The following is a 26,032-nucleotide window of genomic DNA, read 5'->3' as shown; positions in this document are numbered from 1 at the left end:
TTTGCTCCTTCCATGTTGTCTTCTTTATTTTTTTACTTGTTCACGGTTGCGCTTATAGATCAGCTGGAGGCCCTTTAGTGTCAAATAGGGATCCACTGTGTCAATGACTGTAGATTCATTAGCAATCAGCGGAGCAAGTCCGCCGGTCGCAATGACCATAGGCTCTTCCTTACTTTGCTTCTTGATTCGGGAAACGATGCCTTCAACCTGTCCCACAAAACCGTATACAATTCCTGCCTGCATCGCAGATACCGTATTTTTCCCTATAATTCCTTCGGGACGGGTAATCTCGATTCTTGGAAGCTTAGAGGCTCTCGTATACAGTGCCTCCGTAGAAATATTGATTCCGGGCGCAATAGCCCCGCCCATATATTGTTTATCTTCATTGATGTAGCAATACGTAGTGGCTGTCCCAAAATCAACAATGATCAAAGGACTTTTATATTCATGTATCCCTGCAACCGCATTGACAATCCGGTCTGCTCCGACTTCACGCGGGTTTTCATATTTAATATTCAATCCCGTTTTAACACCGGGACCGACGACAAGCGGCTTGATACCAAAGTACTTTTGGCACATCCGTTCCAAAGAAAACATGATTGGGGGAACGACAGATGAAATGATGATTCCATCAATCTGTTCCGAATCCAGGTTCTCATGCTGAAATAACGATTTAACCACCATGCCATATTCATCTTCTGTTTTATTCCGGCTTGTTTCAATACGCCAATGATATTTCAGGGTATCCCCTTCATACACACCTAATGCCGTATTCGTATTGCCAACATCTAATACAAAAATCATGTCTTCATCACTCCGGCAATTTATTCTTCCACATCATACCACACTTGTTATTTTAGGCGCTATTCGCGGAGCTTTAGCGCCATTTGCTTTGAACCGAACTCTGACAACCAGTCCGAAGCAATCAGAATGCATTTACCGACATCCTCTATAACAGCTCCTTAAGCAAGGTTCGCTTCTATCCATCGTGTTGCAAAAACAGGCCATAAAAAAAAACAGCAGACAAACGGTTTAAAGTTTGTCTGCTGCCTGGCAGCATTCCATAAAGGAAGGCTTAGCTATTACGATTTTTTATTATTGTCATCCTCATTTGGAAAATTAAGCGGTTTGTCTTGAGGATTGCCTTCTTCGATCGGAGGTGTATCCAATTCTTTCTCCGTCACTTCAAGGCTTTCAGGACTTCTTTCGTCCAGCGGCTTTAATAAAGCCTCTTTCTCCCCATTGTCCTCTTTTTTATTGATGTTCACTTTCATATCATCAATATTCCCATTCAGTGCTTTATAGTCACGTTCTGGAAGTTTTCCTTTTTCGAAAAGACTTCTAATTTGATCTGCATCGAGTGTTTCTTCATCAAGAAGCGTTTTCGCAATAAGATCCAGCTTATCCCTGTTATCAAGGAGGATCTGCTTACATCTTTCGTATGCTTCTTTAATGATTCGCTGTACTTCAAGGTCGATCTCATAAGCAATTTTATCAGAATAATTTTGCTCATTATTGAAATCACGGCCCAAGAAAACCTGACCTTGGGAGCTTCCAAATTGAAGCGGCCCCAGGTTGCTCATTCCGTATTCCATAACCATGCTTCTGGCAATGCCTGTTGCACGCTGGAAGTCATTATGAGCTCCTGTGCTGACTTCTCCAAAAGTCACTTCCTCAGAAACCCGTCCGCCAAGGAGGCCGACAATTTTATCCTTCAATTCCGGTTCAGTCATGAAGAAACGGTCTTCTTTCGGAAGCATGACTGCGTAGCCGCCAGCCTGACCCCTTGGTACAATCGTTACCTTATGGACAATCTCGGCATCGTCCAGAACCAAACCGATAATGGTGTGTCCTGCCTCATGCCATGCCACAATATTTCGTTCTTTTTTGGAAATGACGCGAGTCTTTTTCGCCGGACCGGCAATGACCCGGTCAGATGCTTCATCCAAATCAGACATGTCAATCTTTCTCTTGTTCTGACGGGCAGCGACTAAAGCAGCCTCATTCAGTAAGTTCTCCAAATCCGCGCCGGAGAAACCAGGCGTACGCTGAGCAATTGCTTTCAAATCTACGCTGTCAGCAAGCGGTTTATTGCGGGCATGCACCTTCAATACCGCTTCCCGTCCTTTTACATCTGGACGTCCGACTGTAATCTGACGGTCGAATCGGCCTGGACGCAATAACGCAGGATCCAGAATATCAGCACGGTTTGTAGCAGCAATCATTATAATTCCTTCATTGCCGCCGAATCCGTCCATTTCTACAAGCAATTGGTTGAGCGTCTGCTCACGTTCATCGTGGCCGCCGCCTAAGCCTGCGCCCCGCTGACGTCCAACTGCATCAATTTCATCAATGAAAATGATACAAGGAGCATTTTTCTTAGCATTTTCAAACAAGTCACGAACACGTGACGCACCGACACCGACAAACATTTCAACGAAATCAGAACCGCTGATGGAGAAGAAAGGCACTCCTGCCTCACCTGCTACTGCTTTCGCAAGCAAAGTCTTACCGGTACCCGGAGGTCCCACTAGCAGAACACCCTTAGGAATACGTGCTCCGAGTTCAGCGAACTTACGGGGATCCTTAAGGAATTCTACCACTTCGACTAGCTCCTGCTTTTCTTCATCTGCGCCTGCGACATCATTAAACCTGACTTTCTTCTTATCATCGCTGTACAGCTTTGCCTTGCTCTTCCCGAAGTTCATGACACGGCCTCCGCCGCCTCCCTGAGCCTGGTTAAGCAAAAAGAAGAATAAGATAAAAATAATGATAAAAGGAATGATCGAAGTAAAGAACGTTACCCAGCCGCTTGTTTCCTTAGCCGGTTTAACATCGACAATTTCTGTCCCTTTTTGTTCATCAACCGTATCCATGATTCTTTGTTCTGCATATTCACTATTAGGGACATAAGCAATGAAGTATTTCTTATCATCATAGCCCTTCAGCTGTCCGGTAATTTCATATACATTTCGTTCCGGCTGCAATGTGAGGGATTTAACATCCCCGTTTTCCAGCTTTGTGTAGAATTCTTGCTGTGTCAATTTCTCGGTCGGTTCATTATTGTTATTAAAGATCGTCACGATTCCAATAATGACCAAGAAAATCAACAAATAAAATATTGTATGACGGAAGATCCGATTCATCCCTTACCTCCTCCCACGAGTAAAACAAACTATAGTAAATAATATCATATAAAATTAGCCATTTACAATTAATTAACACCGTTGTTTTATATTGGGGATTATGCTTCCCCTCGTACATTCTTACGCGTAAATATGCGGTTTCAGGACACCAATATAAGGAAGATTCCGGTATTTCTCTGCATAGTCAAGACCATAGCCGACAACAAAGGCATCAGGGACAATGAAGCCCGTGAAATCAGGTTTGATATCTACTTTCCGGCCAGTAGGCTTATCAAGCAAAGTAATGATCTTTACAGATTTTGCTTTCCGATAATGGAATAGTTCGACAAGGTAGCTCAAAGTCAGACCGCTGTCGATAATATCCTCAATAATTAGTACGTCTCTGCCCTCTACAGAAGTGTCAAGATCTTTGATGATTTTGACTTCGCCAGATGAAACAGTCGAATTTCCATAGCTGGAAACAGCCATGAAATCCATTTCCAAGTGATTGTCCACTCGTTTAAGAAGGTCTGACATGAATGGCATTGCACCTTTTAAGACCCCAATGGCCAAAGGGAATTTATCTTGATATTCCTTCTCCAGCTGCGCACCAAGTTCTTTAATTTTTCCCTGCAGTTCTTCTTCGCTGATTAACACGTTTTCAATATCATTATGCATGGTCATTGTTATAAATTGCCCCCCAAGAATATTTAAGCTTTTTCATATGATAAATGAATATAAGACGATTCATCGAGGCTTGATGCCTCTCCCCACTCTGACTTCCTTAAAGCGGGAACCCAGAGTATTTCCCCGCGGCTGTCGATAATGACTGGCCAGTCATTCCTCTCAGCCAAAGGAACCTTTTCATCAATAAATATCTTTTTCAGCTTTTTCGTTCCTCCCAGGCCTTTCACCTTCATCCGGTCTCCGTCTCTCCGGGTCCGGACAGTCAGCGGCAGGCTGACCAGCTGGGCGGGTATATCGAAAGAATCATTGCCTCCGGTATTGGGGCTTTCTTCTTTCATATAGTGTGCTTTAATTTTATATCCATTCGGAAGAAAAGTCTCACCGGGTATTTGTATACTTAGGGAATATTTCAGGGGTTGTTGTCTGGAAAATCGAAAAATGCAAGTTTGATAAGATTTTCCTGCAATTAACCCTTCCGGAAGATGCAATTCAGCAGATGGTTGAGGATTAATAAATAAAGCAGCTAGCTGTTCAATATGAATTGCTGAAAGTGATGAAGGTCTCTTAGGATAAAGATAGTTTAATATTAGTTGAATCGCCCGTCTTTGTAAAGGCTTTGGCATCTCCAGAAGGGCATCAATCTTAACACTGGAAACGTCAGGGCTTTTTTCTAACCAAATTCCTTCCATCTTTTTAGCGGCGGCTTCCTGCAGGTAATCCTCATCCTCCTGCAGTTCCTCGCTGAAACGCTGAAAATGCTCATGAACTCTTCTGTTTTCCTGTTTCAGAAAAGGGAGAACCTCATGTCGGAAGCGGTTCCTCATATAATCGTTCTTTTCATTGCTGGGATCCAGCCTTGGCGTTAAATGATGCTGCCTGTTATAGGCTTCAATATCCTGTTTCGTTACAGCAAGAAATGGACGGATAATCTGCCCAGAATGAAAAGGTCTCTTCAGCGGAATGCCGGCTCTTGCTTTGCCCGATGCCCCTCTTGTCAGGCGCATGAGAATTGTTTCGATTTGATCATCTCCATGGTGGCCGAGGACCAGTGTATCCATTTCGTACTCATCCATGAGCTCCTTATAGAAGTCATATCGGACTTTCCTCGCTGCCGTCTGGCTGCTCATCCCAGTCTGCTCCATATACGCAGGAACATCTGCTCTTCTCGCACTAAACGGAATTCCCCATTTCTCACAGATTTTTTCTGCAAATATAAGATCTTGATAGGATTCCTCACCGCGAAACATATGATCAACATGGGCTGCATGCAGCTCATATTGAAAAATCGGCTGCACTTCCTTAAGGAAATGCAGGAGAGCCAGTGAATCAGGCCCGCCAGAAACGCCGACGAGCAGCCTGGAATGGCCTTTGATCAATCCATGGCCCTCAATAATCCGGAGAACGGTTTCTTTTAACATATCGCTTCATTCTTTCTTTGTTTATGTCAGGCTGTCTTTTCTGTTTTTTACATTAGCCCATACTCTTATCATAACAGTTGTTCATAAATATAAAAAACATATAACAGCGAGATCACAGCCACGACAACAAAAGTTTCTGCAAAACTGCCTTTCCTTGTTGTTTTTTGATGAGTCTGAGCGTGCCGGCTTTGCCTTGTTTGGGGGGACTTTGCCGAAGTGCCCGCCTTGCTCACCGTCTGCCTGGCTGTTTTTTTATCACTTATAATTCCCGCCAGCTCAGTCTGCATATCAGCAGCAGACTGATAGGCACCCCGCAGAGCATTTTCCAGCAGCTTTTGATATGGATCCAGGGTACTCGCTGCATGAATTTTATCGCTAATTTGCTTATACCCCTCCCCGTTTTTGGAAAAACGTGCCGGATAGGCTGAATTTACAATAATCATCGCTAAAGCAAACAGGTCATACTGCGGGTCTGCTTTCCTTGAACCAAGTCCCCAATAACCTCGGTCAAAAAACTCCGTATACTCCTTAACCGACCTCCCGATTAAAGTAGTTCCTCCCACATCGACACAGCGGATCTTATATTCAGGGAGCGTAACGATCAGGTTATCTGGCTTTAAGTCCCCGAAAACCCACCCGTGGGAGTGAAGATCAGCCAGGCTGCCCAGCAGCTGAAGCATCAGCACGCCGATCCAGGCTTCCCCTTTTTTTCGGAGAAAATCTACAAGACTCTCTCCTTTTATGTATTCCATCACATAGAAAGGAAACGTACTCCCCCCAGCCGTATAATCATCTGCTTCCAAAAAAGAAGGTCCAAGGGCAGACCCCTGGACCTTGGAAAAGGATTTAAGAATGTTCATTTCCGAAATGATCGATGTCCCATTGTCACTGAGCTTCAAGGCATATTGCCGATGCATGTGCTCGACAAGATAGACAATGCCGTTCGCGCCATATCCCAATTCCTTCACCATTCTGTACTGGTTTCCGTTCCATTTTCCAGTTATTAAAGTGCCGGGGGCAATCTTACATTGATTCCTCAAAGTATTGTTCATCATCGTTTGATAACAATCCCTTCAAAGAGCGATTTTTCTTGAATGCACTCAGAGCTTCCCGTAATGCAGGCCCGGTTGGAGTTAATCCCCCGGTCGTCAGTTTCGGGAAAATTTTTGTCAAGGCTTCAAGTTTCGGGGTCCAATCCAGGATTTTTTCCACTTCGTTTCTTTTCCCGGGAAATACAAAAACAGAAAATTGATTGTCCCCCATTCTCGCATTCATGCTCAGGGAAAGATCAAGCAAGGAGTCCTTTACGGTAGGGAGCTTTTGTGTCATGCTTGCACTGCAGTCCACTAAAACCAGGATTTCAAGTCTGCTGACTTCGCTGATTTCGTCAACCACCTCCATTACTTCCCCCCGTTTGTCAGGCGGAAGATCCTCCATTGTTTTGGCATCGCCTAATATTTGCTGTAGCTCACGATTGATAACGCCCTGTATCGTTTGGGTCATGGCTTTTTGGGTAACCATCTGGACAGTTTGAGAAAGCTGCTGTGCATAGACGATTTGGCTGACGCCTCCGCCGGATACCGCAATCGCTTCAATTTCCTTCAGTCCCCTTTCATCAATCGTATCGTTTTCCATAACGCCGATGACATTAACGGAAATCCCCTGTTCTCGCGCAAGGGCCGCCATGGCAGCCGGATCCTCTCCGTGATTGGAGCAGCCATCTGTTATTAGTAAAATCTGACGTAAAGTTCCTGCCTTCATTTAGATGTCTCCCTTCCTTTCAATCTGTTACCATCGTTGACTGAAAGGAAGGATTTTATACGTTCCTTTGTCTTCTCTCCTCTCCGTTTACTGGGCCTTTCTCTGTCTTGGCTTAACCGGGATCGAAGCCCATTTCGGCATATTATGATCAATTTTCGCTGTTACGATCGTCATATCGTCATCAATGGCACCGCGAGCCCTGACCGCCTCTTCTAAGATCAGATCTGAAATCTCCTGCGGATCATCGGTCTGCAGCTCCTTAATCTTTCGTTTTAACCAAAATTCTATATTTTCAACATGGCCCGGGCCATCGAAAATTCCATCACTCATCATGATCAAGATATCACCCGCTCTGAGTTCTTCCGATACAACATCGACATCGAAATCATTTATGATGCCCATCGGCAGGTTGCTTGATTCGATTTTAATAATCTTATCTCCTCTCTTTATAAAACTTGGGATAGAACAAATTTTTAAAAACTTGGCCTTTGCATCCTGGAGATCTATCATCACTAAATCAAGGGTAGAGAAGATTTCATCCGTCGTTCGGAGCGACAAAACGGAATTGACCGATTTAATGGCGATCTTTTCTTCAATCCCTGATTGTAGGAACTTTTTCAACAGTTTTAGCGTTTCCGTGCTTTCAAAATGGGCTCTTTCCCCATTTCCCATGCCGTCACTGATGGCGATGGCGTACTTGCCGCACCCAATCTCCATCGTTGTATAACTGTCTCCTGAAACAAGCCCTCCTCCTTTTGCCGCGTGGGCGACACCCGTCTCCACAACAAATTTCTTTGCCGACCGGAAAGTCACCTCACATGGTCCGTCCGGAAAGTCAGATCCTTCCTCTGAATGGACAATAACCGATTCGCCCAGGATGTCTGAGAGCATCGGAGCAATTAATTTTTCACATTCTCCGCTCCCTCTCGCATAGGGAACGGTCATCTCGATATCTACACTCCCCTGCTCCAGACTGTAAATTTCTACATTTCCAATTTGGAGACCGAACTCCTGGATTGCTTCCATGATCATTTCCTCATGCTGGTGATGGCTTTGGCGTTCCCGCTGTATTTCTTTTGCAAAATCATCCATAACAGCTGAAACGCCTTTTAACTGATCGGCTACTAATTTCCTGCTTTCTTTCACTTGCTTTTTCAGTTTTTTATTCGCTTCAAAGTAAGTCAGTTCCTGATTCATAGCGTTTACGACTTGTTGAGAACGGGTGCAATATTTCCCCCACTCTCTTGCCGTGCTTTGGGAGAGCTGTCCATTATGATCGCTTAGTTCCACCATCAAATCCTGCATGCCTTCATAGGTCGTATGAAAGTTCTTTGCCCAGCATTGTTCTTTCTTAAAGCAAAGCTGGCATGTCTTTTCTGTTACGTTGCTGAGGAAATAGTCAAATTCCTTTTCCTCCTCCTCCATCCTTCCTCTTTCATCCATTTGGGCAAAGCTATTGGATAAGGCCTGAAAGACTGTGGAAAATTGCTCTACCCTTTGTGCTGTAATATCCCGTACCTTACGGGCATACTGCTGCTGCTCATCGGAATATTCAGCTGTCCCCGGAATATGCTTCGCCACTTTTAAAATAATAGAGGTGGGCGTCAGCAAGAACAGAATAACCGCAGCCAGTGATTCATATATTGTAATGGAGATATTTGATGTACCCTCTCCATAAAGGCCAATTAAAAGAGTCGCAATGAGCAGGCCAACCGCCACGCCCACTTTCTTCCCTTCTTTAAGCAGCCCTCCAAGCAGGCCGGCAAAAGCAAGCAGACTCATTTGATAGAGGCTTGTAATACTCGCCAAACTGAAAATCAGCCCGGTGACAACCCCCACCGTGGAGCCAATGGCCGCACCGCCCGCCAATCCAAACAGCAGGACAAGATAACGGGAAAAGATATGGTCAACGGATAAATCGTAGACCACCCATCCAATTGTGCCTGTCATCACAGACGCCAACAATATAATCATACTGACAATTTCTTCAGTGCTTAACACCTGCGTTTTTTTCCTGACCGTCAGAATCGGAATGGATTGGATAAATATAAGTGTTAAAATCATGGCTAAACCTGATTCAACCCCGAACATCATCAGATCATACAGCTGAATTGAACGAAAAATCATATATTGTTCGGCGAGATTTACCAAGAACATGGAGGCAAATACATAGACGGCCATCACTTTAAATTGAGCTTCCGGACTCGGCCTTTTAATCTTATGAAATAACAGGAACAAAAACGCAGTGGCAAAAACGGTAATGCTATTCGAATAATGAATGGTAAAGCTCCCTGCAACCACTCCAAGCAAAGCAAGCGGTGCCCGGTCGCGTTTCATCAGGAATACAGCGGCGAAAAACGGCAAAGCAAACGGAGACAGCTGGGAAAGAATCAAGGCTCTTCCTAGTAAAAAGCCAATAAGCGCCAAAGCCAGGCCTTTTTTCAAGAAAAGAGTCTCTGCTTTCATCTGTAATAGGTTAAACCAGTCAAGGGCTTCAGTTTTCGCTTCCCTCAATTGGACTTCAGCAATCGGATCATATAGATTTCCTTCCATCTTTCCCATTTCAACACTCCCCATCCAATATTGATGAGTTTTATTATAGACAAGCTTTAATCAATAATTTGTCAGAATTTTATAAAAACAAAAAGAAAAGTTCGACGGAATTCCTTGTAAATATTCATACACATACAGAATCCTGTTCTCAAAAATCAAAAATGAAACGTATGTGCTGTCTTTAAAGAGAAAATCACTGGTTTTTTAGCTTTTTTTCGCAATAAATAAAGTGAATAGATGTAAAATAAAAAAGAAACGACATTTCCCGATATTTGTATTGACAAAAAATCGCCCGCTGGGTATGATATATCTTGTGCTTGAAATAGTAATTATGGCGGTGTAGCTCAGCTGGCTAGAGCGTACGGTTCATACCCGTGAGGTCGGGGGTTCGATCCCCTCCGCCGCTACCATTTTTACGGCCCATTGGTCAAGCGGTTAAGACACCGCCCTTTCACGGCGGTAACACGGGTTCGAATCCCGTATGGGTCATTATACATGTGTAAGGTTGCTTACACCGAAAAAAGAATCCCCTCTGGAAGTTTTATACTTCAGGAGGGGATTTTTCTTTTTGAAATTTGGGCAAAGGCCGCTGGGACTTGGAATCGTCTTTCATTCCAACGCTCTTTTGTCAAAAACCTCATACAAAAAGACAGGCTTATACAGCCTGCCTATCTATATCATTATGAATGATTTCACAGAATATATTGCTAGAAAAGAGTCTTTCAGCAGCAGTTATCCGCGTCTTCCTCCTCTGCCTCCCCGTTTTGTTTCGGTATTGCGTTTGAGGGAAGTTAAGCGGTCTTCACTATCTTTCAAGAAACGAGCCATTTTTTGTTCAAAATTCTCTTTGGGTTTGAAAGAATCTTTTGAACGGAAGTCTTTGGAACGGTTATCGTTTCCTCTTCCTTGGCGCGGGCGCTGAGAATAGGATGATTGTCCTTCAGGACGGTCTTTCGCTTTCTTAATGGATAAGCCGATCTTGCCATCTTTCTCTACATTGATGACCTTTACTTCAACGGAATCTCCGACCTTCAGGTGATCGTTGATATCTTTGACATAGTTGTCGGCTACCTCACTAATATGAACAAGACCAGTCGATCCTTCCGGCAATTCTACAAACGCACCAAAATTAGTAATGCCTGTTACTTTACCCTGTAACTTGCTGCCTACTTCGATTGACATAAAAAAAATGTTCCTCCTTAGAAATGTTAAAAATCACTTCACTCTATATTATAACGAAAGTAAAAAAACAGTGTCAATATTAGTCACTGCCTTCTTTATCACTTTTAGGAAGATTAAAGATGATCTCCCCGTCTTCGGACAGAAAATAATCTCTCCGCGCCAGCTTCGCAATATAGTCATCATCGTTCAGCATAACGATTTCTTCCCGCAAGAGCGTCTCTTTCTTTTGCAGCTCCGAAAGCTTTGTTTCCATCTTGGCCTTTTCCTTTTGTTTCGCCTCTAGGGCTGAATGCTGCGCCAGAATTGTAGAGACTGACAAGATAGCAAAAAGGAGGGCGCAGGCTGCATACAAAGTCAGCCGGCGTACTAAAGCACGCTTCTTCTTATCATAACGTTCTGCTTTGGCTTCTTGCTGTTCTACAAAAGGATTTTCCATTTTTGCAACATTCTTTTTCCGCAGGCTTCCCATAATTATCACCCCTTACTCCTTTTTCTTTCTCCATTTCAGCAACAGACTCTTAATACTTTTCTGGACTCGTTGGATAATACCTTTGATTTTATTATAAAACTTCTCGACATATTTAGTAATAGGTTCCGGTGTTTTTTTCCATATATTGATAAACAGCCACCCAAACGGTTTCCATAGGATACGCAAAATCGAGAAAATCAGTTTCGCACACCATTTAATGATCAGGTACAGACCCTTCAGCAAGCCAAAGGAAATAGAAAACAAACTGATCGCTATCCATTTTATCGGGTGAAAAACAAGAATCTTAATGGATTTGCTAATAAATTGCAACAAATGGACAACAAATGAAATCAGCCATTCTAAAATCTTCAGATACAGGCCTTTAAAAAGAGCCTGGTAGGCCGCGAAACCGCAGAAGAGGGCTAAAAATAAATACAACCTGAACTCCCCTTCATTAACGAGGAATAACACATAAAAAATGACAAGGCCCTGCAAAACCCAAAATAGGAAATCATGGATGAAAACAATCCAGCGCCGCCGCTTCGAACGCATCAGAAAACGATTATACGTATCGAGGGCAGCACCGAAGCAGCTGCCCATCCCGATCATCGATATCAGCGTATAAAATTGGACTGTCAGTGTCATTTAAACAGCTTGCCAAAGAATCCTTTAGCTTTCTCCCCTGATTGCTGATCCAAATAGACAAGATCAAAAATCTTACCCTTGATGGAGACAATGCCCTTATCGACATCCAAATTCTTCATCTGCAGATTTTGTCCTCGGATCGAAAGGAAGCCCATCACGGTTTCTAGAAGGAATTCCTCATTATCAAAACTTTCTACATGCTTGACGCCGCTGATATCCAAAAGCCGGCGCCCTCTCATGGTTACATCGTGTTCCTGACTGGGGCCTTTATTATAAGCTGAATTCGGGTCAACATATTGGCTCATTTTCATCCCTCACAATAACACTATTTTGATATCAGTGTATGTCCATGTTCAGGATATTAGAACAAGCCCCGCCTCGTTCTTATTGATCAGAGACCTTCTCTTCCTTCAGAATCGTATACATTTCTGCAGCCGCATCCTTCTTTGTCGTCTCTTGGATTTTATCAATTCGGACTGTGACGATCTTCTGGCCGAATTGGACAGCAAGTTCGTCCCCTTCCTTTACATTAGAGCTTGCTTTTGCCTGAAGGCCGTTTATCGTGATCCTTCCTTTATCGGCAACCTCTTTCGCCAAGGTCCGGCGTTTAATCAATCTGGAAACCTTCAGAAATTTATCCAATCTCATTGACATCATGCATCCCCCTCTTACAATCCTTTTTCTTTTGCTTCATTCCAAAAGCGGTCAAGCTCTTCCAGGGAATAATCGGAAAACTTCTTATTCTCCTTTTTTACGCAATCCTCAATGTATGTAAACCGGCGATAGAACTTTTCGTTTGCCCCGTATACCGCTTCTTCCGGAGGAATGCCGTAGAATCTGGCAATATTAACAACTGCAATAAACAGATCGCCAAGCTCCGATTTCATCCGTTCCAGATCAAAATCTGGGTGCTTCATTTCCTCTTCGACTTCTTGTATTTCTTCTTTAACCTTAATCCACGCCTCGGAAACTTCTTCCCAGTCAAAACCTGCTTTAGCTGCCCGTTTTTGATATTCTTCAGCGCGCATTAATTGAGGAAATGAGGCTTCTACACCGTCAAGCAGCGAGCTTTTTTCATCACAGCCGCCCCTTTCCTCTTCCTTGATTTTCTGCCAATTGACGAGAACTTCTTCTTCTCCTTCTACCTGTGCGTTTCCGAACACATGAGGATGACGCCGGACCATTTTAGCTGAGATCGATTCGATAACATCATCAATCGAAAACATCCCTTCATCCTCGCCGATTTGCGCATGAAGCATAACCTGGAGCAGCACGTCCCCTAATTCTGCTGTCATTTCATCTTCATCCTGCCGGTCTATTGCATCAATTAATTCATAGGCTTCTTCAATGACATACTTTTTCAGACTCTCATGCGTCTGTTTTTTATCCCACGGACAGCCATCCGGCCCCCGAAGCACGCGGATAATTTCCCGCAGTTTGGAAAACTCCTTATACAATAGTTCGTCTTCCAAGACAGGCGGTACATAAACACTGGTCAGATTGCTCAATTCCATCTGTCTGTCCAGCTCATAAAGCGGAACTTTCTTTACCGTCTCTTCCCTGCTGCCTGCAGCGGTTACAATATATACTGCATAATCATCCGGCAGCTTCTCCATCAAGGTCAGCTTCACATCGGAAGCAACCATTGAATCATACACCTGGCCGATAAATACATGCTGCCTGATCTGTATATCCTCCAGGTTCAAAGCCGTACCGTCCAATAGCTGGAACCCGTCAATTGGATCAATCCGGACAGCCTGGAATAAGGCATCCAGGAAACTCTGCCCTCCCTCAAGGTGAATCTCTATGTTTTGTGCAGGTGCTTTTTCTAACAGCAGCTGAACGGTCTTTTCTGCTACCATCGGATGTCCGGGCACTGCATATAGGATCGATTCTGCCTGAGCCTTTTCCAACAGAACATTGGATATTTCCTCATATACGGCATCAAATTGATCATGTTTTTCGTAAACAGCATCAAAACTGGTAAATTCGATGCCTTCTCCCGCTAATTCCCCGATGACGGGATGATCCATCGTCCTGACGTAACAGGAAGATACCTGCTTCAATTTACGATAGATCCCAAATGGAAGCTGGTCCAGATCTCCCGCCCCAAGACCAATAATAGTAATGTTATTTGCCATATTTTCTATTGCTCCTATCCATGAAGAGTACTAATTTATGCGCATAGGGAACAGCGCCCAGCTCTTCTTTATTGAATAACCCTGCCTTTAAAACAAAAAGGAGATATGCCCCAGCGCCAATAGCGACACCGAACAGCGCCTGAAAGCTTGCTGCCAGACGGCTCTCTGTCTCAAAAAAGAATAAATTCAAACCATTCCAGACACACAGAGAAAGCCCCATTAACAGATTGCCGGCTAGTATGACAGACAGGCTCTTCCAACGAATCAAAGGCTCCCCGATCTCCCTGTGCAGCACAGTATAAAATAAAACGCAGATAACCAGCAGCGCCAGTACCGTCGACAGACTTGCCCCAGTGATGCCGAACAGCGGAACGAAATGTTCATTCAGCATCCACTTCACCCAAATACCGATCATGATAATAGATATTGTCCAAACAGGATGCCCAAGGCTCTGAACAACAGCGGCCAACACCATAATCAGGGAAGCAAAAACGATAGCCATGGAAAAAACGGCCAAAGCGACAGACCCCTTTTCATCCGTAAAAAGCATCCGGTTCACAGGCCTGATCAGAAAGATCAGTCCCGCTGCGGCCGCCGTTCCGATCATTAGGCTTACCCGAACTGCCAACTCCGTCTTTTTGTACAGGGCTTTTTTATTTTTCACTTTGATATAACCTGTAATAAATGGCACGAGAGAAAGTGCCAAGGAACCCGCAATCGTGGTTCCTAGCTGCAAAAGCGGCTGGCCGCGGTCATAGACTCCTTTCCATGCCTTTGCATCTGTATCGCCCATCCCTCCCTGCATCAGCAGAGAAAATACATTCCAGGAATCCACAAACTGAAGAAGGACAAGGAACAGGCTCGTTATACAAAAGACAAGGCCTTGAAATAAGACCGTTTTCGCCGCCTTCGCCATGTTTCGCATCCGGAGTCCGGTCAGCTCCTGATGCAGGTTCTCCTTCCGGACAAACCAAAAGACCAGCAGCATGAGGGCCCCTGCGAATCCGCCGGTGAGCGAGCCAAAAACCGCCCCTTTCCCTGCGCCATACAAAGAATGTCCTGTATTCAGGAGATAAAAAGTCAGTAATAAAATGGTCGCCACCCGGATAAACTGTTCAGCCAGCTGGGAGGCCGCACTGGGCACCATATCATTTTTCCCGTGAAAATATCCTCTCCATACAGAAGTCAGCGGCATGATCAAATAGGAAAACGCGATGATTCTCAACAATCCGGCAAGACCGGGATCTTTCATTTTTTCAGCTATCCAGTCTGCACTGAAGAATAGGCCAAAAAACAGGAACAGCCCGATAAATCCCAGTGTCAGAGCCGAAGCAGCGAGGACTTCCTTTAGTTCTCTCTCATTGCCGGCTTCCTTTTTCTCGGCAACAAGCTTCGAAATAATAAGCGGGAACCCCGCTGTCGAAAGAATCAATGCCACCCCATAAAAGGGATAGACCTGCTGATAGATATAAAATCCGATATCTCCGGCAATATTTTGAAAAGGGATGCGGTACACCGCGCTTAATATTTTGACAATGATCGCTGCCATGCTCAGAACGAGGACTCCCTTTAAAAACTCCCCATTCCCTTTTTTAGGCCTTTCGACCATGTGATTCCCCTCTTTGCTGTATACTTGATAGTCATTATAGCATATTTTAAAAGCCAAAAAGAAAAGGGCAGCGACCCGCTGCCCCTTTGTTGATTCTACGGTGAAAATTTTTCTGGTTACTGCTCCATTTGGCGTGCAAGAAAGCTCGCAGCCGTTTCGACTGATTTCTGCTCCACATCGCCTAAGCTTCCTTCTTTTGAGAAAATAATGACTGCACCGATTGGGTCTCCATTTGCAATAATCGGAGCTCCGGCATAAGAATTGACTTCTTCCTCGTTGGAATCGACAAAGCTGATTGAACCATTCGGAGATTCCAGAACGGAATTACGGTCCTCCATCATCTTTTCTACCAGATCACTGATACTTTTATTCAAGTATTCCTTTTTCGAACCGCCGGCAACCGCAATATACGTATCCCGGTCACAAATCAGAACCGGATTGCCCAGACTGTCATAGATCGCTTCCGCGTACTCTTTTGCAAAGTCGCTTAATTCACTGATTGGAGAGTATTTCTTCAGAATAACTTCTCCATCTCGGTCCACAAAGATTTCCAGCGGATCTCCTTCACGGATACGAAGAGTCCTTCTAATTTCTTTCGGAATAACAACCCTTCCTAAATCATCAATTCGGCGAACAATACCCGTTGCTTTCATCTTATGTTGCCTCACTTTCATCTAAATAGATTTTGATAAAACCTTTTAGCTAAAAATCTTGAATTATTCCCGCTATTGCACTTAGTATTTTTTTTAATGGAAAGTTCTATGCACAATGAACAAATTTTTCTTCAAAATCCTTCACAAATGTCAAATGCGGGTAGAGGCTGCCCTGCAATTACTTTGTCACCTGAATATCCTTTTGGACATTCTGAAGTCCTTTGACCATCTCGAATAAAATATTCAGCCACTTGGATTGATCTGTGCCCTTCGTATGAAGGACCAGCTTCATCTGATTTCCGTCCATTCCGAAACCGATCATACGTCCGTAGCTCGAGCCAAGCTTAAACACTTTCTGGCCATCGATATTGCTGCTGACCTTTTCCGAGAGCAGGATTGTGATATCCTGCTTCAATTGCTTAATGCTCGCAGCTCCTGCTTTCATGCCGTACACTTTCATTTCGGCAATGAGGAAGAGACGGGAAACTTCGTCCGGATATTCCCCAAAACGATCCAGCATCTCATCTTGCAGCTCTTCAACTTCTTCCAGTGATGTAATGCCTCTGAATCGTTTATACATTTCAATCTTCTGGTGGCCGTCTGCAATATAGGCATCCGGTATATAAGCATCCACCTCAAGATCTATTTCCAATGATGGTTTTTCTTCTGCCGGCTGGTCACTGCGTTTAGCTTCTACTGCTTCTTTCAGCATTTGCGAATACAGATCAAAACCGACAGAGTCGATAAATCCATGCTGCTGCGCTCCAAGAAGGTTGCCTGCTCCCCTAATCGACAGGTCGCGCATCGCAATTTTGAAGCCCGATCCCAGTTCGGTAAATTCCTTGATTGATTGAAGCCGCTTTTCCGCGACCTCAGTCAGCACTTTATCCTTCCGATACGTAAAGAAAGCATAGGCGACCCGATTTGATCTCCCCACACGGCCGCGGAGCTGATAAAGCTGAGACAGTCCCATCTTGTCAGCGTCATGTACAATCAAGGTATTGACGTTCGGGATATCAACGCCTGTCTCAATGATGGTTGTACTTACCAGCACATCGTATTCGCCATCAAGGAAACCGAACATGACGGATTCCAATTCTTGCTCCGTCATTTTGCCGTGTGCAAACGTTACTCGTGCATCCGGTACTAAAATGGAAATTTCTTCTGCCATTCTTGCTATATCCTCTACCCGGTTGTATAGGAAATAAACCTGGCCGTCCCTTGCCAGTTCCCTTTCAATGGCCTCTTTCACCAATCCGCCATTATACTCCATTACATATGTTTGGATTGGAAAGCGATTTTCTGGGGGTGTTTCAATAACTGACAAATCCCTGACCCCGAGCATCGACATATGGAGCGTCCGCGGAATTGGCGTTGCCGTCAGCGTCAGCACGTCAACATTGGTCTTCAATTGCTTGATTTTCTCTTTATGCGTCACGCCAAAGCGCTGCTCTTCATCAATGATAAGCAGGCCCAGATCACGATATTGAATATCTTTGGACAAAATCCTGTGTGTGCCGACCACAATATCGACCGTACCTGCTTTTAAGCCTTTAAGCGTTTCTGTCTGCTGCTTTTTTGTCCGGAACCGGCTCATTAAGCCAATGGAAATCGGATAATCTTGGAATCGCTCCCTCAGCGTTTCATAATGCTGCTGCGCCAAAATGGTCGTCGGTACTAAAAAAGCCACCTGCTTTCCATCCATGATTGCTTTGAATGCGGCACGGATAGCCACTTCTGTTTTTCCATATCCTACATCTCCGCACAATAGCCGGTCCATCGGCCTTTCCTTTTCCATATCTTTTTTAATTTCAACAATGGATCGAATCTGGTCCTCTGTCTCGTTATAAGGAAACGATAGTTCGAACTCCCTCTGCATATCACCGTCAGGCGAAAAGGCATAGCCTTTGGCCGCTTCCCGTTCCGCATACAGCTTGATTAAATCATCGGCTATGTTTTGAACAGAAGATTGGACCTTATTCTTAACCCTCTTCCACTCTGTTCCGCCGAGTTTGTATAATTTTGGTTCTTTTCCTTCAGAACCGACATACTTCTGCACTAAATCGATCTGATCCACTGGTACGTACAGCTTATCGTCTGCCTGATAGCGGATATGAAGATAGTCTTTATGCACTCCATTGATGGTAAGCGTCTCAATGCCCATATACTTACCGATACCATGATTGACATGAACGACATAATCGCCCGTTTTAAGCTCAGAATAGCTCTTAATTCTTTCAGCATTGGACAGTTTTTGCCTGCGTATAGATTTCTTCGCTTTCTTGTTGAACAGTTCTGTTTCCGTGATCACAGCAAATTTCTGCATCGGCAGTTCAAATCCGCTGTTCAGGCCGCCCCTTATAATCTGTACCTTTCCAGGCAGAAACTTTTTCGAATCTTTCACCTCAGGGGCTTCTATGTCATAGTCAGCAAGCACGCCGTGGAGCTTCTTCACCCGCTCCTCATCCGCCGCCAATATGAACACCGTAAACCGGCCCTTTTTCCACCTCTCCAGCTCAGCTTTGAACAAATTCATCTGCCCATGGAAATTCTGCATCTGCTTCGATGTGAAATTGAGGATATTCTGCGGATTTGTATGAGGGACATGCCGCAGGAACAGATTCAAGTAGATGAACGGTTTTTTCGAACCGGAAATTAAATCAGGAAGACGGTGAGCGAGCTGGATATCATGGATAATCTGCCCGCTGCTAAGCAAGTCTGTGTACCACTCGGCCTCTTCCTTTTCAAGCGATTCATTCAGCTCCTGGATCCTGCTGATCTCGTCCAGAACAACCAGCCCATTGGCCGGAAGATAATCTATCAGACTAGCTGGCTGATCATAAGCAAGGCTTAAATACTTAAAAATCTGGTCAGGTCTTTCTCCTGCCTTCAGCAGTTCAAGTTCTGCTCCCACTGACTGCAGAAGCCGCTCCTTGGCATTTTCGTCTTTAAGCTTCTTTAAACTTTTGCTTAAACCCGCCTCAAGACGTTCAATCATCCGTTGTATATGTTCGGGCTCCAGCAGCGCCTCACTGACAGGCCCTATGGTCACTGTCTTCAATTTATCGATCGAGCGCTGATCTTCAATGGAAAAGGAACGGATGGAATCTACCTCCGTATCAAACAGTTCAATCCGGACCGGGTCATTTTCTGTTATTGGATAGACATCGATAATCCCGCCCCGAATGCTGAATTCACCTGGAGATGACACCATATCAGCACGGTGGTATCCCATGGATACGAAATGATTCAGTGTCTGTCCTAAATCAATATCATTCCCCAATTTAAATGTAAGCTGGAAATTCTTCCAAACTTTCTTAGGGGGCAGTAATTTACGCATACCCGCAATCGGTACAATGACGATTCCCTTTTTTCCGCTTGCCCAATAATTCAGGACTTCCACCCTTTGGGCCCTTAATTCAGGACTGGCAACGCTCAGTTCAGCTGCCATCAATTCATTTGCCGGATAAATGAATAAATCCTCTTCCGGCACCAGGCCCGCCAAATCTTCCTGGAATTTTTGCGCATGCAAAAGGTTATGCGTCACTAATAGTATAGGACGCTTTGCTTTCTCATAGACAGATGCCAGCAGCATCGATCTTGAAGAGCCCGTCAATCCGGATACTAGCTGCTCCCGCAATCCTTCGTCAATTCCCGATAATAGGGATTGAATATCATCATGTTCCGAAAATATTTTCTTCAGCCCTTCCACAGCCGGCTCCTCCTCTCTCCAACTTCACTGTAAAATTTATCTATCTTTCTGTTTCCCTAAAAGTCAAACAAACGGAAAAATGCCTTGGATTTTTCCAAAGCCTTCCGCTCAATGAATAATATAATCATTTTGATACAGTTCCGGATTCCTCTGCAGCGATTCATGGCAGTCTTCGCAAATAGCCTTCACATGAATATCGCCTGAAGAATCGTATTCGATCATTTCCTGCCGATCGGTGTCAGTGAGCTGATGGAACCCGAGCTCTTCCGAACTGAGCCGCTGATCTTCAAGCGTCCCGAGTTTGGTCCCGCAGTGCCGGCAATGATAATGGAGAGCCATATCATAACCCCCTCTTGTAAGATATCACTAGTATAAGCAAATAGAGAGGAGGTTTATTCATGTCATAAAGAAGATTGTTTCAATTTACCGGATTATGACTGATTATATTCATTCATCACTTGTAAATAGGGCTTATCCAGCCACGCTTCGCATGCAGCTGCGCTTTTTTGGACCGCCTGCGCAATTTCTTTCCATTCCTCTGCTGTAAAACGGCCCAGTACATAATCCGTGATAGGTATCCTGCCGGCAGGACGCCCAATGCCAATCCTAATACGGTTAAAATCTGATGTGCCAAGATGGGCAATGGTCGACTTGATTCCGTTATGACCGCCGGCACTTCCTTTTTGGCGCAAACGAATCTTTCCTGTTGGCAAATCAAGGTCATCGTATAATACGACAACATCTTCAATCTCTGCTTTGTAAAAATCCATCACAGCAGCAATCGATTCGCCCGACAGGTTCATATATGTGAGGGGCTTCAGCAAAATCACTTTTTCACCGTTTACCACCCCGGTGCCGTAAATCCCTTTATGTTTGGCCTGATCCAAAGAAATGGACCATTTTTGAGCCAATTCATCTATCACTTCGAAGCCTACATTATGTCTGGTTTTTTCATATTGTTTACCAGGGTTCCCTAACCCTATGATTATCTTCATGCTTACACTCCGCCATTCATTTAATATTTCCTGGATTACTCAAAGACGAAGATTCTCTGGATTTTTTACAAATCCTAGAAAATATTATCTCATTTGTCAAATACCATCTCAAGCGGCTCTAGACCTATTTCCAACAAACTCTTCAAACAGGACCGCCGGATGTTCTCAAAATAAATGGACGTAACCCATATAAGTTACGTCCATTATATCATGTATGAATCGTTCTTTTCACTTAATGGTTAAAGCCTGATCAGCTTGTCACTCTTCTGGGGCCTCTGTCTCTCTGCCTTCCACATTTTCTGGGATTCCGCCATCCTGCTGTTCTCCTGTACTGATTTCTTCTTCAACACGCGGAGCCAGAACGGAGGCAACAACTTCTTCCCCTTCATGTTCAACCGTAATGCTTCCTGACAGTTTCAGATCAGATACATAGAGTGTATCGCCCACTTGAAGTTCTGTGATATCTACATCGATCACTTCTGGGATATCGTTAGGTTTTGCACTCACTGTTACTTCATGCAGCGATTGCTGAATCACACCGCCGTCTTTTACGCCTTTAGAATCACCAACAAGGTTAATTCGAACCTGCGCCTGCAATTCTGTATCCATATTTACAACTAAAAAATCTACATGATAAATATCCCGTTTTAACGGATCCACCTGATAGTCGGTCAGCATCACATTTTTCGCAGAACCATTTACATCTAACGAGATAATGCCATTTCGCCCTACTTCTTTGATGGTCCGGATTAATTCTCCATTATTGACGGTAATGGACTGAGTCCCATTTTGATTTCCGTATACAACGGCCGGAATTTCCCCTCTTTCACGTAAAGCTCTCAAAGTAGAATTCTTAAATTCTGATCTTTCTTTTGCAGCTAGTACATTACTCATATCTATCTTCCGCCTTTCTACAGAAAAATGAACATCTATTTTCTTTTATAGTTTTCCCTTCTTGAATCTTATATAAACGTTAAAATTCGCATATTACGGATATTCCTGGAGCAGATTCACTTTGACTGTCCGCTGCCCCTGAATGCGCCAGCAGTCCTTAGTTTGTTTGAAAGGACCGCCCCCTTCCATTTCCAATATCCGTCTCAACACGGTGAATATAAACGGTTTCTTATAAAATTTCACAAAAGGTTATACCGGGAAAAGACTATAAAAATGACAGCAGGCATATGCCTGCTGTCTTTGTAAACTGCCTGCGGAATATAACGGAATCAGTCGAATAATGTGCTGACAGATTGTTCTTCATGAACACGGATAATTGCTTCTGCAATCAATGGTGCTACAGACAATTCCGTAATTTTGTCGATTTTCTTCTCTTCAGCCAGATCAATGGAATTGGTTACCACCAATTCTCTGATCTTAGAATTTTGGATTCTTTCAATAGCCGGACCTGAAAGAACAGGGTGAGAACAGCAAGCATACACTTCTGTTGCCCCATTTTCTACTAAAGCATTGGCAGCAAGTGTAATTGTTCCCGCTGTATCAATGATGTCATCAATCAGGATAGCTGTTTTTCCTTCAATATTCCCGATAATATTCATAACTTCCGCCACATTCGGTCTTGGACGGCGTTTGTCGATAATGGCAATCGGCGCTTTTAGACGGTCAGCCATCTTACGGGCGCGGGTTACACCGCCATGGTCAGGAGATACAATGACAATATCATTCAAATTCTTGCCTTTGAAGTAATCAGCCAAAATCGGAACAGCGACAAGATGGTCAATCAAGATATCGAAGAAACCTTGAATTTGCGGAGCATGCAAATCCAACGTAATGACCCGGTCTGCTCCCGCTGTTTCAAGCAAATTCGCTACAAGCTTAGCTGTAATTGGCTCACGGGCGCGGGCTTTACGATCTTGCCGAGCATATCCATAATACGGCATAACGATATTGATTGTTTTGGCAGAAGCACGCTTCAGCGCATCAATCATAATTAAAAGTTCCATAAGGTTCTCGTTAACCGGCTGGCTTGTTGACTGGATCACAAACACATCGCAGCCCCTGATGCTTTCTTCGATATTAATTTGGATTTCTCCGTCACTGAAGCTAGTTACCGTACACTTTCCCAGTTCCACACCGATAGCCCCTGCAATCTCTTTTGCTAAGCCAAGGTTCGAATTCAAAGAAAAGACTTTTAAATTAGGATCTAAATACTGATTTGACATGATGACCTCCAAAGGTTAATTGTTAAATTTTAATTTTTTGACGTAATCCTCTTTATTCACTTGTCTGGCACGTGCAACGGATAATGCTTCGGCTGGTACATCCTGGGTGATGGTTGAGCCGGCTGCAACATATGCCCCTTTGGCGATCGTAACAGGCGCTACTAAATTAGAATTACATCCGATAAAGACATCATCTTCTATTTTCGTCAAATGCTTCTTCTTGCCGTCATAATTCACCGTAATTGATCCGCAGCCGATATTTACATTTTGTCCCACTTCCGCGTCCCCGATGTAACTTAGATGGGAAGCTTTACTTCCTTTTCCGAATACAGCCTTTTTAATTTCGACAAAGTTGCCGATTTTCACTTCATCCTGAATATCTGACTCAGGACGGATATGGGCGAATGGCCCTATTTGCACATCGCTGCCAATCTGGCTGTCATAAGCAGCAGACTGGCGGATCGCCGTTCCTGATCCTATTTCACAGCTGCTTATTTCCGTATTGGGTCCTATCAGGCAATCTTCGCCGATCACACTCTGGCCTTTTATCATAGATCCCGGCTGAATGATTGAATCCCGGCCGATGATCACATCCGCCTCAATATAAGTAGATGAAGGGTCGATGATTGTTACCCCGTTTCTCATATGCGCTTCATTGATGCGTTTCTTCATGATTTGTTCCGCCTGGGATAAAGCAACACGGTCATTCACGCCTAATGTTTCTTCAAAATCCTCCGTTTGGAACGCTGTCACGATTTCTCCTTCAGCTTTCAAAATCTCAATCACATCAGGAAGATAATATTCATTTTGGGCATTTTCATTCGATACCTTTTTCAGCGCAGCAAATAAAGCCTCATTATCAAAACAATACGTGCCTGTATTGATTTCTTTTACAGCTCTTTCTTCAGCACTTGCATCCTTATGCTCAACAATTTTCTCCACATTGCCCTGTTCGTTTCTCAGCACCCGGCCGTACCCGGCAGGATTTTCTGCATGTGCTGTTAAGATCGTTGCCTTCGCCTTGCTGTCCTCGTGAAGCGAGAGAAGCGCTTCCATCGTTTCAGCTTTAATCAATGGCGTATCTCCGCAAATAACAAGCGTTGTGCCTTTTTTAGAAACTAAAGCTCCCTCTGCTTGCATAACAGCATGCGCTGTTCCCAATTGCTGTTCCTGCAGAACGTACTCACAGGAATCTCCGAGCACTTCCTGCACCTTTTCCGCACCATGGCCGATAACGGTCACAATTTCTTCTATCTTCAATTCTTTCACGTGATCTATAACATGCTGCACCATCGGTTTTCCGCACACAGGATGCAATACCTTATAAAGCTTGGATTTCATTCTGGTACCTTGTCCAGCAGCCAGTATTACTGCAAAGCGATTATTCATGACAGGCCTCCAATTTTACCTTTTTATCCATTAAAAATATTATCTTAAATATCGCTTCATTTCAAGATAACATTGAAAAGTACATATTATTAACATACTATAGGAATATTTTAGGGATTTTTCAGAAATAGAAGAGAGATGGGTTTGAAGTTTTAAAAAGCGGGGAATAAAAAAACCATTAGAAAAGAGCCTTACTGTTGAAGTAGGCTCTCAGATGCTGACTTTTTTTCTTAGGAAGCCCCTGCTCCTGCTTCCTCTAATTCTGTTTCCAGCTCTCCTAAACGATGATATTCAGTCAAAACAGCTTCCTGAATTTTTCCACGAGTAGAGGAGTTGATTGGATGAGCAATGTCACGGAATTCTCCGTCAGGTGTCCTTTTGCTTGGCATAGCTACAAATAAACCATTATTCCCATCAATTACACGGATATCATGTACAACAAACTCATTATCCAATGTAATGGATGCAATCGCTCTCATGCGTCCATCCGTATTTACGCGTCGCAATCTTACGTCAGTTACTTCCATTAATTTCACCATCCCTTTTTTTTATAAAAACTTACACTACATATTCCACAAAATAACTCAAACTCCTTCTATTTGATTTGATTTTTTTCAGAATCTTCTACCTTATTCAAAATGAATAAGATTCTATGCTTCTGTTAGGCTTACAGCTGCCTGAAAACAATGATATTCAAGGAAACCGCTTGCCCTAAAATAACGACCACCCGTGGTAACGGGTGGTTTTCTCTGCGGCTGAAAGCCTTTGTTGCTGACCAGGCCCTCAAGGGCCTCTGAATGGTTCGCCAACTGTACTACTTCCACTGGCCAGACCTCAAAGGTCTTTCACTTACTTTCGTTTCTTTTTCTTTACCTCCTCACCTGTGAACGGATCAATATATTCCATCATACTTAATTGTTCTGCGACTATATCATCTTGTATCTGATTTCGTATGTATTCTTCGATTACCTTTTTGTTTCTTCCCACTGTATCTACATAATATCCCGTACACCAAAACTTGCGATTTCCATACTTGTATTTCAAATGGGCGTGACGATCAAATATCATCAAGCTACTTTTCCCTTTTAAATACCCTACAAATGAAGAGACACTTATTTTGGGTGGAATACTCACCAGCATATGTACGTGGTCTTTACACGCCGTGGCTTCAATGATTTCTACGCCTTTCCTTTCACATAGCGTTCTCAGTATTTGACCGATATCTTTTTTTATCTTTCCATAGATCACTTGTCTTCTATACTTGGGTGCAAATACGATATGATACTTACAATTCCAGGTGGTGTGTGCTAAACTATTAGTGTCTTTTGACATCAAAACTCCTCCGTGATGCTGATATTTTGGTTTGGCGAACCAAAAATATTTTAGCACCATGGAAGAGTTTTTTTAATACCACGCTGAAAGCTTTTCGGAACCCTAGGCCTAGCCTAGGGTTTTCTTTTCCACAAAATAAAAAGGTGCCCGTTTAAAACGGACACCACTTCCTAATTCGCACTTG

General features: G+C 43.8%; 23 protein-coding genes and 2 tRNA genes. 2 read left to right on the top strand and 23 right to left on the bottom strand.

The features are described from left to right. Nucleotides 1-24: 24 nt before the first annotated feature. The 7 genes from BQ4305_RS01115 to spoIIE form a co-directional block, all read right to left on the bottom strand. Nucleotides 25-804, bottom strand: coding sequence for a type III pantothenate kinase (locus tag BQ4305_RS01115; RefSeq protein WP_110926100.1), 780 nt, complete (start codon nt 802-804; stop codon nt 25-27). Nucleotides 805-1,082: 278 nt separating this feature from the next. Next, nucleotides 1,083-3,146 (bottom strand): ATP-dependent zinc metalloprotease FtsH, encoded by a 2,064-nt coding sequence (ftsH, locus tag BQ4305_RS01110; RefSeq protein ID WP_110926099.1) that lies wholly within the window; start codon nt 3,144-3,146, stop codon nt 1,083-1,085. Between the two features lie 120 nt (nt 3,147-3,266). Continuing rightward, complete coding sequence (gene hpt / locus BQ4305_RS01105) at nt 3,267-3,803, bottom strand: hypoxanthine phosphoribosyltransferase (RefSeq protein ID WP_110926112.1); 537 nt, start codon at nt 3,801-3,803, stop codon at nt 3,267-3,269. 32 nt (nt 3,804-3,835) lie between these two features. After that, nucleotides 3,836-5,230, bottom strand: coding sequence for a tRNA lysidine(34) synthetase TilS (gene tilS, locus BQ4305_RS01100; protein ID WP_110926098.1), 1,395 nt, complete (start codon nt 5,228-5,230; stop codon nt 3,836-3,838). 68 nt (nt 5,231-5,298) lie between these two features. Further along, nucleotides 5,299-6,285 carry a serine/threonine protein kinase gene (locus tag BQ4305_RS01095; protein WP_110926097.1) on the bottom strand — a complete coding sequence of 329 codons (987 nt, stop codon included), beginning with the start codon at nt 6,283-6,285 and terminating at the stop codon, nt 5,299-5,301. Beyond that, nucleotides 6,254-6,991, bottom strand: a complete 738-nt coding sequence (locus tag BQ4305_RS01090; protein WP_110926096.1) for a vWA domain-containing protein — start codon at nt 6,989-6,991, stop codon at nt 6,254-6,256. The genes BQ4305_RS01095 and BQ4305_RS01090 overlap by 32 nt, the downstream gene beginning before the upstream one ends. 87 nt (nt 6,992-7,078) lie before the next feature. Continuing rightward, nucleotides 7,079-9,553, bottom strand: coding sequence for a stage II sporulation protein E (gene spoIIE / locus BQ4305_RS01085; protein WP_110926095.1), 2,475 nt, complete (start codon nt 9,551-9,553; stop codon nt 7,079-7,081). A 324-nt stretch (nt 9,554-9,877) separates the two neighbouring features. Here spoIIE and BQ4305_RS01080 point away from each other — a divergent pair. Both BQ4305_RS01080 and BQ4305_RS01075 read left to right on the top strand, forming a co-directional pair. Further along, nucleotides 9,878-9,954 (top strand) — tRNA-Met (locus BQ4305_RS01080). 7 nt (nt 9,955-9,961) lie between these two features. Then, nucleotides 9,962-10,033: transfer RNA gene (locus BQ4305_RS01075), tRNA-Glu, on the top strand. A gap of 243 nt (nt 10,034-10,276) precedes the next feature. Here the strand turns inward: BQ4305_RS01075 and BQ4305_RS01065 are convergent. From BQ4305_RS01065 to tnpA, 16 genes are all read right to left on the bottom strand, one after another. Then, nucleotides 10,277-10,726 carry a S1 domain-containing RNA-binding protein gene (locus tag BQ4305_RS01065; RefSeq protein ID WP_110926093.1) on the bottom strand — a complete coding sequence of 150 codons (450 nt, stop codon included), beginning with the start codon at nt 10,724-10,726 and terminating at the stop codon, nt 10,277-10,279. 79 nt (nt 10,727-10,805) lie between these two features. After that, on the bottom strand, nt 10,806-11,195 hold the full coding sequence (locus BQ4305_RS01060) for an FtsB family cell division protein (RefSeq protein WP_110926092.1): 390 nt from the start codon (nt 11,193-11,195) through the stop codon (nt 10,806-10,808). A gap of 12 nt (nt 11,196-11,207) precedes the next feature. Then, complete coding sequence (gene yabQ / locus BQ4305_RS01055; RefSeq protein WP_110926091.1) at nt 11,208-11,840, bottom strand: spore cortex biosynthesis protein YabQ; 633 nt, start codon at nt 11,838-11,840, stop codon at nt 11,208-11,210. Continuing rightward, the gene (gene yabP / locus BQ4305_RS01050; RefSeq protein WP_110926090.1) at nt 11,837-12,145 is read right to left on the bottom strand and encodes a sporulation protein YabP; all 309 of its coding nucleotides are present in this window, start codon (nt 12,143-12,145) and stop codon (nt 11,837-11,839) included. Before yabP ends, yabQ begins: the two co-directional genes overlap by 4 nt. Nucleotides 12,146-12,224: 79 nt before the next feature. Beyond that, nucleotides 12,225-12,488, bottom strand: a complete 264-nt coding sequence (locus tag BQ4305_RS01045; protein WP_110926111.1) for an RNA-binding S4 domain-containing protein — start codon at nt 12,486-12,488, stop codon at nt 12,225-12,227. Nucleotides 12,489-12,508: 20 nt separating this feature from the next. Beyond that, entirely contained in the window at nt 12,509-13,981 is a 1,473-nt protein-coding gene (yabN, locus tag BQ4305_RS01040; RefSeq protein ID WP_110926089.1) for a bifunctional methyltransferase/pyrophosphohydrolase YabN, read from the bottom strand. Next, on the bottom strand, nt 13,971-15,590 hold the full coding sequence (locus BQ4305_RS01035) for a putative polysaccharide biosynthesis protein (protein ID WP_110926088.1): 1,620 nt from the start codon (nt 15,588-15,590) through the stop codon (nt 13,971-13,973). The genes yabN and BQ4305_RS01035 overlap by 11 nt, the downstream gene beginning before the upstream one ends. Nucleotides 15,591-15,706: 116 nt before the next feature. Next, nucleotides 15,707-16,243, bottom strand: a complete 537-nt coding sequence (gene spoVT / locus BQ4305_RS01030; RefSeq protein ID WP_110926087.1) for a stage V sporulation protein T — start codon at nt 16,241-16,243, stop codon at nt 15,707-15,709. A gap of 178 nt (nt 16,244-16,421) precedes the next feature. Beyond that, a complete protein-coding gene (gene mfd, locus BQ4305_RS01025; RefSeq protein WP_110926086.1) occupies nt 16,422-19,955 on the bottom strand; it encodes a transcription-repair coupling factor in 3,534 nt (1,177 codons plus the stop codon). Between the two features lie 108 nt (nt 19,956-20,063). After that, nucleotides 20,064-20,294 carry an anti-sigma-F factor Fin gene (locus BQ4305_RS01020; protein ID WP_110926085.1) on the bottom strand — a complete coding sequence of 77 codons (231 nt, stop codon included), beginning with the start codon at nt 20,292-20,294 and terminating at the stop codon, nt 20,064-20,066. 92 nt (nt 20,295-20,386) lie between these two features. Continuing rightward, entirely contained in the window at nt 20,387-20,950 is a 564-nt protein-coding gene (gene pth, locus BQ4305_RS01015; protein WP_110926084.1) for an aminoacyl-tRNA hydrolase, read from the bottom strand. Between the two features lie 258 nt (nt 20,951-21,208). Beyond that, entirely contained in the window at nt 21,209-21,844 is a 636-nt protein-coding gene (locus BQ4305_RS01010; RefSeq protein WP_110926083.1) for a 50S ribosomal protein L25/general stress protein Ctc, read from the bottom strand. A 329-nt stretch (nt 21,845-22,173) separates the two neighbouring features. Beyond that, nucleotides 22,174-23,127, bottom strand: coding sequence for a ribose-phosphate diphosphokinase (locus BQ4305_RS01005; protein ID WP_110926082.1), 954 nt, complete (start codon nt 23,125-23,127; stop codon nt 22,174-22,176). A gap of 15 nt (nt 23,128-23,142) precedes the next feature. Next, entirely contained in the window at nt 23,143-24,516 is a 1,374-nt protein-coding gene (gene glmU, locus BQ4305_RS01000) for a bifunctional UDP-N-acetylglucosamine diphosphorylase/glucosamine-1-phosphate N-acetyltransferase GlmU (protein ID WP_110926081.1), read from the bottom strand. A 230-nt stretch (nt 24,517-24,746) separates the two neighbouring features. After that, nucleotides 24,747-25,043: a septation regulator SpoVG gene (spoVG, locus tag BQ4305_RS00995; protein ID WP_034316332.1), complete on the bottom strand. Its 297-nt coding sequence runs from the start codon at nt 25,041-25,043 to the stop codon at nt 24,747-24,749. Between the two features lie 322 nt (nt 25,044-25,365). After that, entirely contained in the window at nt 25,366-25,848 is a 483-nt protein-coding gene (gene tnpA, locus BQ4305_RS00990) for an IS200/IS605 family transposase (RefSeq protein ID WP_110926080.1), read from the bottom strand. Nucleotides 25,849-26,032: the final 184 nt, after the last annotated feature.

Source organism: Bacillus massiliglaciei (genome assembly GCF_900098925.1).
Classification (GTDB): domain Bacteria; phylum Bacillota; class Bacilli; order Bacillales; family DSM-1321; genus Peribacillus; species Peribacillus massiliglaciei.
The sequence above is the reverse complement of the archived record's forward strand: the minus strand, read 5'-3'. Positions and strand labels throughout refer to the sequence as shown.